This window comes from Streptococcus sp. 1171_SSPC (assembly GCF_001069335.1).
Classification (GTDB): Bacteria; Bacillota; Bacilli; order Lactobacillales; family Streptococcaceae; genus Streptococcus; species Streptococcus xiaochunlingii.
In genome coordinates this window covers 1-13781 of record NZ_JWAK01000013.1, presented here as the reverse complement: position 1 = coordinate 13781, position 13781 = coordinate 1, and the positions used below count along the sequence as shown (strand labels likewise).

Annotated in this window: 13 protein-coding genes; 4 read left to right on the top strand and 9 right to left on the bottom strand. The window is 39.6% G+C overall.

The genetic code is table 11. The annotated features are described in order from the left end of the window. Positions 1 to 609 (bottom strand): CPBP family intramembrane glutamic endopeptidase (locus tag ADF75_RS01400; protein WP_048788882.1); only part of this gene is annotated, 609 nt, incomplete at its 3' end. Positions 610 to 1631: 1022 nt separating this feature from the next. On the opposite strand from ADF75_RS01400, the gene ADF75_RS01395 reads away from it, so the two are divergent. Next, the gene (locus ADF75_RS01395) at positions 1632 to 1823 is read left to right on the top strand and encodes a hypothetical protein (protein ID WP_048689013.1); all 192 of its coding nucleotides are present in this window, start codon (positions 1632 to 1634) and stop codon (positions 1821 to 1823) included. Positions 1824 to 2054: 231 nt separating this feature from the next. On the opposite strand, the gene ADF75_RS01390 is transcribed toward ADF75_RS01395, so the two are convergent. From ADF75_RS01390 to nox, 8 genes are all read right to left on the bottom strand, one after another. Further along, positions 2055 to 2420 (bottom strand): hypothetical protein, encoded by a 366-nt coding sequence (locus ADF75_RS01390; protein WP_048788881.1) that lies wholly within the window; start codon positions 2418 to 2420, stop codon positions 2055 to 2057. Positions 2421 to 2930: 510 nt separating this feature from the next. Next, positions 2931 to 3131, bottom strand: coding sequence for a twin-arginine translocase TatA/TatE family subunit (locus ADF75_RS01380; RefSeq protein WP_048788879.1), 201 nt, complete (start codon positions 3129 to 3131; stop codon positions 2931 to 2933). Between the two features lie 2 nt (positions 3132 to 3133). Further along, positions 3134 to 3853, bottom strand: a complete 720-nt coding sequence (gene tatC / locus ADF75_RS01375) for a twin-arginine translocase subunit TatC (RefSeq protein ID WP_048788878.1) — start codon at positions 3851 to 3853, stop codon at positions 3134 to 3136. Continuing rightward, the gene (locus ADF75_RS01370) at positions 3843 to 5525 is read right to left on the bottom strand and encodes an FTR1 family iron permease (protein WP_048788877.1); all 1683 of its coding nucleotides are present in this window, start codon (positions 5523 to 5525) and stop codon (positions 3843 to 3845) included. The genes tatC and ADF75_RS01370 overlap by 11 nt, the downstream gene beginning before the upstream one ends. Beyond that, positions 5503 to 6711, bottom strand: a complete 1209-nt coding sequence (gene efeB / locus ADF75_RS01365; RefSeq protein WP_048788876.1) for an iron uptake transporter deferrochelatase/peroxidase subunit — start codon at positions 6709 to 6711, stop codon at positions 5503 to 5505. Before efeB ends, ADF75_RS01370 begins: the two co-directional genes overlap by 23 nt. A gap of 2 nt (positions 6712 to 6713) precedes the next feature. After that, complete coding sequence (gene efeO, locus ADF75_RS01360; protein ID WP_048788875.1) at positions 6714 to 7583, bottom strand: iron uptake system protein EfeO; 870 nt, start codon at positions 7581 to 7583, stop codon at positions 6714 to 6716. A gap of 95 nt (positions 7584 to 7678) precedes the next feature. Next, complete coding sequence (locus tag ADF75_RS01355) at positions 7679 to 9220, bottom strand: ClC family H(+)/Cl(-) exchange transporter (RefSeq protein WP_048788874.1); 1542 nt, start codon at positions 9218 to 9220, stop codon at positions 7679 to 7681. A 108-nt stretch (positions 9221 to 9328) separates the two neighbouring features. After that, complete coding sequence (gene nox, locus ADF75_RS01350) at positions 9329 to 10705, bottom strand: H2O-forming NADH oxidase (protein ID WP_048788873.1); 1377 nt, start codon at positions 10703 to 10705, stop codon at positions 9329 to 9331. A gap of 245 nt (positions 10706 to 10950) precedes the next feature. Between nox and ADF75_RS01345 the strand changes: the two genes are divergently transcribed. From ADF75_RS01345 to ADF75_RS01335, 3 genes are read left to right on the top strand one after another with little or no spacing between them, the layout of a single operon-like run. Next, positions 10951 to 11844 (top strand): FAD:protein FMN transferase, encoded by an 894-nt coding sequence (locus ADF75_RS01345; protein WP_048788872.1) that lies wholly within the window; start codon positions 10951 to 10953, stop codon positions 11842 to 11844. A gap of 24 nt (positions 11845 to 11868) precedes the next feature. Then, positions 11869 to 12474 (top strand): NADPH-dependent FMN reductase, encoded by a 606-nt coding sequence (locus ADF75_RS01340; RefSeq protein WP_048788871.1) that lies wholly within the window; start codon positions 11869 to 11871, stop codon positions 12472 to 12474. Between the two features lie 18 nt (positions 12475 to 12492). Then, positions 12493 to 13728: an NAD(P)H-dependent oxidoreductase gene (locus tag ADF75_RS01335; protein WP_048788870.1), complete on the top strand. Its 1236-nt coding sequence runs from the start codon at positions 12493 to 12495 to the stop codon at positions 13726 to 13728. Positions 13729 to 13781: the final 53 nt, after the last annotated feature.

Sequence of the window (13781 nt, the reverse complement as noted above, 5' to 3'; positions counted from 1 at the left end):
TATTACAGCCAAAAAATTAGCAAGCATGTGAATTAGTACAGAGTATTCTATCCTTTTAGTTCTATAATAAATGTAAGATACTATACAGCCTAACAAACTATACAGTAAAATCGATCTAATAAAAATTCCAATACTAGGTTCGTTCATACAATGCACAAATCCAAACAATATATTTGATATGAAGAAACCTTTCCTGCTCATATTATAGCAATAATTCATTATTGCACCATGAAAAGTTATTTCCTCTAAAACTGGTCCTACGAAAATTCCATAAAAATTGAATAACTCTATGCCCATAATATCTTTTAAAATTTGTAATAACGCATCATTTTGGGTATCTCCAAAAATGCTTACATACAAATGAACTGTAAGTCTCATCAAAGCAACGAATGCTAAACAATAAAGTACTTTGTTCCACTCTAGTTTCTGAATACGATTAATGACATTATGTTTTATGCTTATTTGATAAGAGAAATATAATGTAAAAAACAAGAAAAGTACAAATAGCAACCTAGCATAGACTAATGAAATATCTTTCAAAATAAAACAACAAAACGGTAAATTTGAGAGTAAAAATAACTGCCCAGTCACTTTATATTTTTCTTTCATTTTTAACTACCTCCAATAAACCATTATTAATACTTCAATCATTGCTTATTTCACTTAATCATTTTTCTGAACCTTAAAGCGGAAATGCTGAGATTCTTTGTATATACTGATTTTGACATTTTACCTCTTCTAAAAACTTAAGAAAGAAAAACAGATCTCTTACATTATTAACCTCTCCAATAATCGAGAAAGCGCTTTACATTTTTATTGTAACTAACTTTTTTTATTTTTTCAAATAATTATATGCAATTCTCAATTTGTAAAATTAAGCATCTCGTATTAGACGAAATGTTTTCAATAAGTGTAAATAAGTTTTAACGCTTAAAAAATTGTGATGCTTTACGAGCTTTCTTAAGAACTGGTTTGGAAAGTATGGGTTTCAGTTGAACTAAAAACAGCGTAGCATCAGCATCAAGCACTCACAGAATGCTATCTATTTTTCAAAAAACTGAATGAGTTTGATATAGATATATTTGTTTTAATGACCACTATCTAACATTTTTAGAAATAGGCTTAAAAGCCTTATTAATTCAAGGTTTACATGACGAAATAGTTATAAAAAAAATGTAATGTTTATAAAATGTGGGTATCATTTTGGGTATCAATCGCACTGAAAAATTTATAGGAAAAGATCTTTTATTTTTTTTAAAAAAGTTAATAAAATATCTTGATTTTATTAACTTTAGTTGTATAATCAATACATAAGGTTAAGGAGGAAACCTTAGACAAGGAAACTAAAGAAAGGAAAAATAAATGTTAAGGCGAAGAAAAAAGCCAGTCAAGACTAAGACGAATAAGCTAGTAGTAAAAATAAACTTGTTCATCATTAGTATTGAGTGGCACATCGAATTCGGATAGTGAACGATCACTATCCACCCCTTGTGGGGGCTTGCTTTAATTATAACAGGTATCGTGATGAAAGTAAAATTTAAGGTAAGAAAAACCACAGCTAGTGAAAAACTTGAGTTTGTTTTAGGTTTTTTGTTGATCATAATAATCATTTGGTTTTTTGCGAGGTAAATATGTTAGTTGATATCAATGCTATTAAATGGCTACTAGAAAATGCCACAGCCTATTCTATTAGTAAAAATTGTGGATTATCCACCCAAGCTGTAGACAAATATAAGAACGGTATCTCTGATATTATGAATATGCGTTTGAAACACGCAATTAAAATGACAGAATACGCTAATCAGTTTAAAAAAGAAAAGTGATGGTTATACAATCATCACTTTTTTGATACAAAAATACTTTTTTGTTAAGTATAATCTTTTCAGATAATGACTGTAAATATCTTTCAGATAGCTTAATTTTTGTAAGATTTTTAAAGGCTATACGATAATTTCTTTGTATAGGAAAGTAAGGCGAATCATTAATAAGAATTGGAAAGTCAAATAACCGACCTATTTAATAATAGGCCGGTTATATTTATTTATATCAGTTTATTACTTGTTTTGAATCGCTTCCTTTACTTGGGCAATAGTGACAGGTTGAGAGTCTTTATAAATGACTTTTTCCCCTTTAATATCAAGAATTTCTCCGACTAGAGGTTCGCTACTATCTGCAGATTTAACAGAAAACCCGCCACCCATGTTTTCAGGATAGGCAATGATAGTATCCTGATCTGAAAATTGATTTAACATTTCCAAGAGAGTAGAATCTTTAGAAGCTTGTTTTACCATTATCTCTAGAGTTGGTGGTTTCGCTTGGATATCCTCGCCTTTATCATTTGCAAATATTATGTTACTTCCGATAAGGACAGAAGAAATTAGAGTAACGATAAAAGCACATGTAGTGAATTTCTTGAGCATGTTGAGTCTCCTTAATAAACCTCGCCTTTCGTAGTTATTAGTGTAGTGTAAAATGCGAAAAGATATATCGTTTAGTTCTAACACATTAAACCAGAGAAATATAGTTTCCTAACTTTTTCCTTTCTATCTCTGTTTAAGCGGTAGTCCTTCCAATATAATTGTACGCTCTTTTGTTTGAAATGCAAGAAAAGAGAATTCCCAATTTGTAAAATTAAGCCAGACAGAAAAAGCATCCCGTATTAGACGAAATGCTTTCAATAACTGTAAATAAGTTTTAACGTTTACTAAGTTGTGATGCTTTACGAGCTTTTTAAAGCCTGGTTTGGAAAGTATGGTTTTCAGTTGAACTGAAAACAGATATCTACTCCTATAGTATAGCATATTTGGTGCTGTTTTCACTACTATTCCTGCAACTTTAGTGTATGAATATTTGTAAATTAACGAAATTTTAAAAGCATTCCATCGTCATGAAATGCTTTTAAACTAAATGATTCTAACATATTTATAAGACTAGTTTTCTTCAGTTTTGCTAGTCTTTTCTTTGTTCTCTTCTTTTTCAGCAGCACCATTGTTAACGGCTGACTTGAATTCAGAAAACATTTTTCCAAGCGAGTGTCCTAATTCAGGCAAACGCTTTGGTCCAAAGATTAAGAGGGCTCCCAGGATAATAATAATCAGGCCTGGTGCACCGATATCACGTAAAATTCCCATATTTATCTCCTTTTTTGTATACGGTTATAGATAATGCGACTGATGCCCAGACTCACTTCGTAGAGCAAGATCAGAGGCACAGTCATTGCTAGATCACTGATGAAATCAGCTGGTGTCAGGACGACTGCCAGTACCAGCAATAGAAAGTAGGCTATCCGGCGATAGCGCCTTAACCAGTCTGGCGTTAAGATATGAATCGAGGTCAAAAAGGCTACAAGGACTGGCAATTCAAACAAGACACCCAAAGGAACGGTTGTATGAAAGATGAAGGTCAAGTAGTTCTGTGCCGTTAACTGGATGGTAAACTGTCCTTGTCCCAACTTCAGGAGTACCTCTAGGATAGCTGGACTAACCAGATAATAGCCAAAGAGCAAACCTAGCAAGAAACATATCAAACTAGCGGGCACATAGAGCAGAATAGCTCCTGCTTCTCCTTTTCTCAAAGCTGGTTTTACAAATTGCCAGACTTGAAAGAGGGTGAAGGGCAAGGTGATGGTAAAAGCCATCAAGCTTGCCAATTGCAGGTAGATGCTTAAAATGTCATTAGGGCCAAGGACCAAGAGTTTTTCGCGAAAGCCAGCCGTCAAATAGGCATAAAGCTGATCAGAAAACAAGAGGGCTCCACAAAAAACAAGGAAAAAACAAAGGATACAAGCGATGAAGCGTCGTCTAAACTCGCTTAAATGCTCTACAATTGTGAGCATTCTATCTTCATTTTTCATGCTGTTTCACCGTCACAATCACGATAATAAGAACGAATAGAACTTGACAAGTAAGAACTTCCCAACTTGGATAAATCCCTGCCCAATCGATGGTCGGGAAATTACTCAAGATATGATTGGGAAGCATATTGGTTAATTGGAGCGCGTGTAGGCTCACCCCTAGCATCTTAAAGGCCAGGGCGTAAATCATCCAAGTCAAGAGGAAGAAAATCTTATGTGGCTTGACCAGATGACTTGCCTTGGTCATGAGAATGGCGATAATGGCTAAAACTGCAAGAGCCAAGCCGATCCCTAGGAAGAAATCAAAGGAGCGAATACGAGGGAGGATTCCCACATAGAAGAGAATGGTCTCAGCTCCCTCACGGAAGACAGCTAAGAAACTGAGGGCAAACATGGAAATGAAACTTCCAGTTGCTGTCACAGCCTTCATCTGACTTTCCATGAATTGGTTCCATTTTTTTACAGAGGACTTGCGATGCAACCAAATCCCAATGACAATCATCATCCCTACTGCGATGATCCCTACTGCTCCTTCGATGACCTCACGGTTGGAAGCCGAGGTAACAGCTGGGAATAAGAATTGAAGAGCAACTGCAATGGCTGCACTAGCCAGGATTCCTAAAAGAGCCCCTGCATAGACCCATTTCAAACCTTTGAATAGTTTTGCTGACTTGAGAACTGTCACCAAAGCCATGACAATCAAAAGCGCTTCGACTCCCTCGCGTAAGAGGATCAACATAGCGTCAACCGCAGAATAGGAGGCGGTGGTATCAATAGAAGACAGATCACTAATCAGAGCTTCCAGTTGCTTTTGATACTTGCTTTCGTTGCCCTTGACCATGATGACAGGACTTTGACTTTCCACCCGAGTATAGAGACCAGGATTGGTCGTGCTGACATCGCCCTCGATCGTTGGCCAAATGGTAATGAACTCCTTCATGACTTGACTAGCTTGGCTAGCGTCATTGACTTGGAAGAGGCTCAGAGCTTTCTTAAGGAGCTTGATCCCGTCTGAAAGGGTCAAATTGGAGCTTGTTTCCTCAATTTTTTCCCCACTGATAAATTGATCCAACACATTTTTTAGGTCATTGTAAGAAGATTGGATGGAGTCAAAGTTTGTAGGCTCTGTTTCGATCGCACTTCTCAAGAAGGAAATGGCTGTTTCTACCTTTCCGTAATAAGCGGTACTGTGATCTCTGACAACCGCTTCATTCCGGGTCCAGGTGTTGTTTAAATCAGCGTAAGCCTTTCGTGTCGCTTGGAGATCCTTTACTGTGATTGCCTCTTGTAGCTTCTCAAAGTAAGGCTGCAAGCGAGTTTCTAGCTTCTCCTTTTCAGCATCCAGATCGACTGGATTTTGCTCTTTTTCAAAGGCTAGCAAGGAAGTAGAGACAGTCACCAATTGCTTTTCTGTGATCTCGCCTTCCAATTCCAGACTTTTCTGGACTTCTTTTCCTGCCTTCGAATCATGATTGGCTTTCTTCAGAAACTCTTCTTTTATCTCTGATACTAGCGTGTGGGCCTTTTCTTGATCCTTATCCTGAACCGCTGTCGTTGCATCGGCGATTTTGATAAAGAGATCACTATAAGACTCAGCTTGGACGGGGGTGACGATGAAAAAGAGACAGGCTACTAGGACGACTAACAATTTATTCAAATAAGTCTTGACCAATGTATCCTCCTTCCTTCACACCTCCGAAGCAGGCAAAGAGGCCACTGCCAATATGGGTCACATATTCATTCATCTTATCGTCTGCCCCAAGATTGGTTTGGATTTTCACAAAGCGGTCTGGATCCTTTTGAAAAGCAATAAAAAGCAATCCTGCATCAAACTGTCCCGTCTTCGGATCAATTCCATCAGAGTAAGAATAAGAGCGTCGCAAAATTGGCAGATCCACTTCTTTAGCCAAACGGACATGTGAGTCAACTGGTAAGAGAGAGAGGTCCACTTCGTCAAACTCGTTTTTCTTTCCAAATGGTGCGCCACTTTCTTTATAGCGTCCAAAGGTATTTTCTTGCTCCTGCAGGTTGGTCCGATCCCAGGTCTCTAGGTGCATGATAATCCGGCGGACAGCCATATAAGAGCCGTTTTTCATCCAATCTTGACTATCAGCCCAGACGACTTTATCGAAATCTTTCTCTGTCGTAACATTGGCAGTCCCATCCTTAAAGCCGAAGAGGTTCCTTGGAGTTTCCATGCGATCCCCAATAGCAGCAAATCCTGATTGGCTCCATTTCATGGTTACCTTATTGCGTCCTTTACGGATCAAGTTGCGGACAGCATGAAAGGCCACCTGCTCATCATCTGCACATGCTTGGATAACGATATCACCACCTGTATACTGATCTCTCAACTGTTCCTTAGGAAAAGCTGGCAGATCCCGGAAGAGTTTGGGACGTTTCTTCTCAAGGCCTAATTTAGTCAAAAAGCTAGCTGAAACACCAAAGGTTAGGGTGAGGCGGTAAGGATTTAGTCCGACAGTTTCCCCAGTGTCACTTGGTGGCAAGAGAGCGTTGGAACCATCCTTTTTGACCAGTTCGCCATTAACTAATTTCTGGCTATAATCTGTCCATTCTTTAAACAACTGAATCAATTCGTTTTTATCTGTCGTCCGGAGATCGAGCACCACAAAATAGATATTCTTCTGCATGGGCGTGGTAATCCCTGCCTGATGCTTGCCGTAAAAACTAATTTCTTCTTGACCGTCTGCGATATTTTTGGAACCTTGTTCCTTATTAGCGAAAAAAGCAGAAGCACCGGATAGACCAAGTGCTAAGCCTGCTCCCCCAATACCTGCTTTTTTCAGAAATTCGCGACGATCCATCTTCTTTTCAAAAAATTTATCGTCTTTTGTCATTGTTATTTACCGTTTAAAATGATTCCCATTTGAGAGAGTGGTTCTCCCAATTTTGTTACTGCTTCTGCTAGTTCTTTGGTATCTTTTTCTGTTAGATCAGTATATGATTTATAGTTAGATTCATCCGTCATATGTTTGTCTAACAGGTCATTCACAGCCTTGAATTCTGTTTCAAGGGTTTTCACTAGCTTGGCATCCTTCTTCTCAATAAGAGGTTTGAAGAGAGCAAAGATCTTCTCAGCCCCTTCGATATTGGCACGGAAGTCATATAGATCTGTATGAGAGAAAATCTCTTCTTCCCCAGTGATCTTTTGTGTCGCCACTTCATTCAAGAGGTCAACCGCACCTGTCAACATCAAATCTGGCGTCACTTCTACTGTCGCAATCTTAGCTTTCAGCTCTTTGATATCCTTGACCAATTGCTCTGCATATTTTTCAGTACCCTCGGTTGTATTTTCTTCCCACAAGATGCGTTCGATACGGTGGAAGCCAGACCAACCTTCTTCTGATTTGTTTTCATCAACATAGTCAACAAGTCGGAAGTCAATCTTGACATCAGACTCTCCAAAACTTTCAGCGATTGGTTCAGAACGTTCATAAGACATCCGAATCAACGGATAGACTTTCTTCGCTTCTTCTAGGTCACCACTTTTGAGGACTCGTTGAAATTCTTCCGTGTCTTTCAACAATTGATCAATTTGACCTTGCACAAACTCCTTGTATTCACTTGTCGCTTGATCCAAGGCTTTTTGGTCTTCTTTAGACAATTTCACTGTCGAAGAGGAACTATTTGTAGTTGTGTTTTTTGAAGATGTATTGGCACAGCCTGCTAATAAAGCAACGGATAAGAGTGTTACTGCAATTTTTTTCATGAGTCTTTTCTCCTGGATTCGTTATTTTTCGTAGTCTATTATAGCAAAGATTTTCTCATTTTTCAATAATTGTCAGAAAACTTTAATAAAATGAATTAGAGGAGTAATTCTTTCACCCGGCCGATATCTGTCTCTTTTACCACGAGGTAGATACTATCTCCTAGATAGAGGCGGGTGCTACCATGTACCGTACTGTTTTTTCCATTATGCTGATGAGTTGTGATCAGGAGGTCTCTCGGTAGATCTAAATCTCGAACCTGACGGCCAGCTATTTTCTCTGATACTGGAATTTCGATCAGGGTTAAGACATCTGAACCGCTAGTCACCTCAGGCATCAATTGCTCCAGCATAGCTTCGTAGACAGGGGCTCCTTTTAGCAGATCCATAGTAATGTAAGCTGTCAAAGTCACCAAGCCGATCGGCATCAAGGTTCGTATATCTCCTACCATTTCGGTCACTAGAATCATGGCTGTCAAGGGCGCTTTTGAAATGGCACTGAAATAACCACTCATTCCCAATATGACAAACAAGGGCAGTTGATTAGAATGTATGAGACCAAACCTCAATAAAACAGCCGCAACAAAGGCTCCTAAAACAGAGCCTAGAGCTAGAATCGGAAGGAAGATGCCACCAGGAAGACCACTACCGTAACTGATCATACTCCAAATAAATCGCACCCCAAAATAAAAGATGAGCGTTTGGATACTAAGTGGGACATGGGCTAAATCCAAAACCAACTGATTGCCGCCACCAAGTAAGTGAGGGAAATAATAACCAATCGGTATGATCAAAAGAAAGGCAAAGAGTGGAAAATAGGGAGCAGTCACCTTGAAACAGCTACCAAGCTTTTGATAAACACGACCAATATTTAAAACAGCAACTTCATAGAAATAACCAGTTAGGCCAAGAAAAATTCCCATGACTAAGAAAATCCAATAACTGGATAAATCAATATGAGGGATATGGTCTGGCATGTTTAAAACGGGTGTTTGACCGAAAATATTGAGGGAGACAAAATTTGCAACCAAACTCGCAGCCAAAGTCGATACCCAGAAGACCCGAGAAAAGTGATGGTAGACTTCCTCTACTACAAAAAGAAGACCCGCAATCGGCGCATTAAAGGCTGCTGCCAAACCCGCAGCGGCCCCACTGGCAATCAAGGCCCTTTCTTCTACTGGACTAAGAGCAAGTTTCTTGGCCAAGCCCTTTCCTCCCATGGCGCCAAGCTGAATACTTGGTCCTTCACGACCTAACATTAAGCCACTTGCAATTGAAAGTATTCCTAAAATGTATTTTTGCCAAAGTGTAGTCCACCAGTCTATTTGAAGCAATCCTTTTAATTCTGCTTCCACTTGGGGAATACCGGATCCCTTTACGTTTTTGTTTTTTTTGATCAGTTGGCTAGCTAGTAGAATAATAAAAAGATACATAGAAAGAATAATGACCCAATTGATCGGACTTCTTCCTAGATCCTTATACAACCCCTCCACAAAATGAAAGAAATGCTCAATAAAAAAGCGAAAACTCGAGACGATGGCGCCAACTACGAGTCCCACTAAAACACCTCTGCTAACCTGAGATAAAATAGAACTTGAGGTCGATTGAAATTCTTTTTGGATCTGCTGACTTTGTTTCATAAATTCACTTAAACTCCAAGATTTGTTGCCTTTATTATACTACTTTTTCACAGCTCTTGAGTATGAGATCATCAAAAAAACGCCCTCTGAGCGTTTTTTTGAACTTCATTATTTAGCAGTAAGTGCTGCCATTGTGATGTAGTTGTATGGTTTATTGAAGTGTGGCAAGAAGAACAAGTCTGTCAAAGCCAATTTTTCAATCGTTACATGCTCTTGGATTGCCAATGAGAACATATGGATACCCATTGAGATTGCAGCATCTCGTGATACCATTTGAGCACCAAGGATTTCACGACTATCTTGATCATAAACGATCTTGATAGCAACTTCATGGTTGTCATGTTTGATAAATTCTGGTTTTTGAAGATCGTTGAAGCCAGTTTCAACAGCGTTGTAGCCTGCTGCTTTTGCTTTTTCAAGAGTCAAACCAGTTGAAACCATGTGAAGTCCATAGATAGAGATACCGTTAGAACCTTGCACACCGATTCCTTCAAGCTCATGTCCGCAAGCGTTATAAGCACCTACGATACCAGTACGTACCGCGTTTGATGCAAGAGCAATGTAGCTAGTGTCTTTACGAGCATTGTCATAAACAGTCGCACAGTCACCTACAGCGAATACACCTGGGATTGATGTTTCTTGCTTCTTGTCTACAAGGAAGGCACCGTTGCGGAAGAGTTCGATCTTACCATCAGCAAGCGCTGTGTTCGGACGGAAACCAACAGCAAGAATAACCATATCAACGTCGAATGTTTCTTTGTCAGTTACCAAACGCTCTACTTTACCGTCACCTTGGATAGCTTTAACAGTTTGACCAAGTGCCAAACGGATGTTGTGGTCTTCCAAGTTCTGAGCCATCATTTGAGTGAAGTCTTTGTCGTAGTATCCGTTCAAGACAGTGTCTACGATATCAACAAGGACCACTTCTTTTCCAAGGCGTTCGAATGCTTCAGCAAGCTCAACACCGATGTAACCACCACCAACAACAGCGATACGCTCAAGGTGTTTGCTCTTATCTTCAAGTTTGTTAATCACTTCTTCAGCGTTTTGGTACAATTTAACGAATTGCACATTTTCAAGAGTCGCTTTGAATTCACGGTTCCCTTTAACAATTTCAACACCTTCGATTGGTGGCAAGATTGGAGTTGAACCAGTTGCGAAGATCAATTTTTCATATGATTCTTTGTGCTCTTTTCCGTCAACTTCAGCAGTTACAACTTTGTTGTCGTAGTCGATCGAAAGAACTGGTGAGTTCATGTAAACTTTAGCGCCTTTTGCTTCTAATTTTTCTTTATCAGAATAGAACAAGCCTTCAGGGCCGTCAATTTGTTCACCAATCCAAAGAGCCATTCCGCATCCAAGGAATGAGATATTTGAGTTTTGGTCAAAAACAACGATTTCATTTTCGTTTCCAAAATTATCCAACATTGTGTTGATACATGCAGTTCCAGCGTGGTTAGCACCCACAACTACGATTTTACTCATAGAAAAAATCCTACCTTTAATTTTATTTACCATACAATTATAACATGAAAATGATATCGTTTCCAATTTTTTTGCTTACAATTTGTGATAATATTTTCAAATCAATCTGCATAAGTCCTGAAAAATGTCAATAAATTTGCTTGGAGGGATTGTGAAATGGCTTTCTTTTTGATAAACTTAAAGTAGGTGAATATTGGAAAGGTGGTTTACTATTTGTGGAACTAACTAGTCGATCCGAACGCCTAATGGGCTCCACCATAACCGTTTCGATTTCTCATCAACAAGCTGACCAAATACTGGCCGATTGCTTTAGTCTCCTGCGATCCTATGAGCATCGCTTTAGTGCCAATGACCCTTCTTCTGAATTGATGGAGGTCAATCAAAAGGCTGGCATTGAGCCCGTAAAGGTTCATCCTGATCTTTTTTCACTGATTGCTCTAGGGACCAGACATAGTCAGGCGCAAGAAAGTCATTTAAACATTGCGATTGGTCCACTTGTCCAAACTTGGAGAATTGGTTTCTCTGATGCTAGGAAACCTGATCAAATGGAAATTGAACAAGCCCTAACAGTCATTGACCCTCATCAGATTTGCTTAGATCCGAATCACCAAACAGTTTTTCTCAAAAGAAAAGGGATGAAAATTGATCTAGGTGCTTTAGCTAAGGGATTTAGTGCTGATTTACTGGCTAGTTATCTCAGGAGTCAGGGGATTGAGCAGGCTTTGATTGATTTGGGAGGAAATATTCTTACCCTTGGGTTAAACCCTGTCAGTCATCGCCCTTGGAGAATTGGGATTCAAAATCCCCAGCTTCCCAGAGGGGAACATTTACTAGTTCTATCTGTAACTGATAAGTCTGTCGTGACATCAGGGACCTATGTTCGTCACCTCGAGGTTGACGGCCAGTCCTTCCATCATATTTTTGATCCTCTAACTGGCTATCCTGTTGAAACGGAACTGGCAAGTCTCACGATTATTTCTGATCGATCAGTCGATGGGGAGATTTGGACTACGCGCTTGTTCGGTGAAGAACCGAGCGACATTTTAAAGATGGTTGAAACCTTACCTGGCATTGATGCTATTTTAGTTTATCAGTCAGGTCGCCTGGCCTATACTAGTGGGCTTCATGATTATTTGTAATTTTATTTTCAGAAAGGAATTTCCATGACAAAACTTATTGCGATCGTTGGAACAAACTCCAAACGTTCAACAAACCGCCAACTGCTTCAATACATGCAAAAGCATTTTGCTGACAAAGCAGAGATTGAGTTAGTTGAGATTAAAGATATCCCTGTCTTCAACAAGCCAGCTAACAAACAAGTCCCTGAGACTATTTTAGAGATTGCTGCGAAAATCGAGGAAGCTGATGGTGTCATCATTGGCACACCAGAATACGACCACTCCATCCCTGCCGTCTTGATGAGTGCACTTGCTTGGCTATCTTATGGCATCTACCCACTCTTAAGCAAACCAGTGATGATCACAGGTGCTTCTTATGGTACACTTGGTTCATCTCGTGCTCAATTGCAACTTCGTCAAATCTTGAACTCACCAGAAATCAAAGCAACTGTCCTTCCAGACGAATTCTTGCTTTCTCACTCTCTTCAAGCATTTGATCAAAATGGTGACTTGGTAGATCTTGACGTCATCAAGAAACTCGACGCCATCTTTGATGATTTCCGTATCTTTGTTAAAGTTACTGAAAAATTGCGCAACGCTCAAGAATTACTTCGTAAAGATGCCGAAGACTTCGACTGGGAAAACTTGTAAGATAGGAGACATACTAGCATGAAATTTGTAGGACTTGTAGGATCGAACTATGACCAATCATATAACCGGAAACTTTTGGAATTCATCCGTCGTCATTTTAAGATCAAATTTGAATTAGAAGTTCTTGAAATCGACGAAGTTCCAATGTTCAACCAGGATGAAAAATGGGACGAAAGCTTCCAATTGCGTCTCCTCAACAATAAAATTACCCGTGCCGATGGTGTGATTATCGCAACTCCTGAACACAACCACACCATTTCAGCAGGACTAAAATCTGTTTTAGAATGGCTTTCCTATGAAGTACATCCATTTGAAAGCAAACCTGTTATGATCGTGGGTGCTTCTTACTACGACCAAGGTACTTCTCGTGCCCAAGTTCACCTTCGTAAGATTCTGGATGCTCCAGGTGTCAATGCCTATACACTTCCAGGGAACGAATTCCTTCTCGGAAAAGCGAAAGAAGCTTTTGACGCAGATGGCAACATCATCAACGAAGGAACTGTAAAATTCCTTGAAACTTGTTTAGATAACTTTGTGAAATACGTAGGAGTCGTTTCTAAATTGAAAAAACCAAAACCAATTGAACCAGAAGATTTGGATTGCGGAAAACCAATCGCTACTACTATTACTGAGGTTGATCCGGATGATCCAGATTGGGTAGAAAAAGTTGCAGAAATTACAGGGGCTGTATCTGGTGATACTTATGTCAAATTGGACCACGGTATCCTGACAGTTAACCAAATTGATATGTTCTTGAAAGCTATGCCTTTTGAATTGACATATGCGGATGACAACAACCAGTTCCTTTACTACAACAATGCCCACCAAGACCCAGATACCATGTTTGCAAAACGCGTGCCACCTCAATCTGGTAGCCGGATGTCAACTGTTCACGGTTCACTTCCACCAGCACGTATGAAAAACGTTGAATGGGTCATCGGTACTCTTCGCAATGGAAACCAAGAATATGTTCGTACCATTGTTCCAGGATCTCCTGAAGGCGTAATCAATACTCACAACTACCAAGCAATGTACTATCCAGATGGTTCTTATGCTGGTATCAATGAGATCGTCTTTAACTTCCAACCATGGTTGGACTGGTATCTTCAAACAACCGGTCAACGCCTTGTAGGTGGTAGCGGACCATTTGCTCCTGCTGCTGGTCATGGGGATGCTGATGCAACTTCAGGTGCTTCAGATGCTGGAGGACACGGTGACGGAGCTGCCGATGCTACATCTGGTGCAAGTAACTAATAAAAAGAGGCTAGGACAAAAGTCCTAGCCTCTCAATTGTCTTTGGATTATCG

Coding starts and splice junctions, on each gene's coding strand:
- ADF75_RS01340 (WP_048788871.1), top strand. CDS start 11,869: ATGACAAAACTTATTGCGATCGTTGGAACAAACTCCAAACGTTCAACA.
- ADF75_RS01395 (WP_048689013.1), top strand. CDS start 1,632: ATGTTAGTTGATATCAATGCTATTAAATGGCTACTAGAAAATGCCACA.
- ADF75_RS01345 (WP_048788872.1), top strand. CDS start 10,951: ATGGGCTCCACCATAACCGTTTCGATTTCTCATCAACAAGCTGACCAA.
- ADF75_RS01390 (WP_048788881.1), bottom strand. CDS start 2,420: ATGCTCAAGAAATTCACTACATGTGCTTTTATCGTTACTCTAATTTCT.
- ADF75_RS01380 (WP_048788879.1), bottom strand. CDS start 3,131: ATGGGAATTTTACGTGATATCGGTGCACCAGGCCTGATTATTATTATC.
- tatC (WP_048788878.1), bottom strand. CDS start 3,853: ATGAAAAATGAAGATAGAATGCTCACAATTGTAGAGCATTTAAGCGAG.
- efeO (WP_048788875.1), bottom strand. CDS start 7,583: ATGAAAAAAATTGCAGTAACACTCTTATCCGTTGCTTTATTAGCAGGC.
- nox (WP_048788873.1), bottom strand. CDS start 10,705: ATGAGTAAAATCGTAGTTGTGGGTGCTAACCACGCTGGAACTGCATGT.
- efeB (WP_048788876.1), bottom strand. CDS start 6,711: ATGACAAAAGACGATAAATTTTTTGAAAAGAAGATGGATCGTCGCGAA.
- ADF75_RS01355 (WP_048788874.1), bottom strand. CDS start 9,220: ATGAAACAAAGTCAGCAGATCCAAAAAGAATTTCAATCGACCTCAAGT.
- ADF75_RS01335 (WP_048788870.1), top strand. CDS start 12,493: ATGAAATTTGTAGGACTTGTAGGATCGAACTATGACCAATCATATAAC.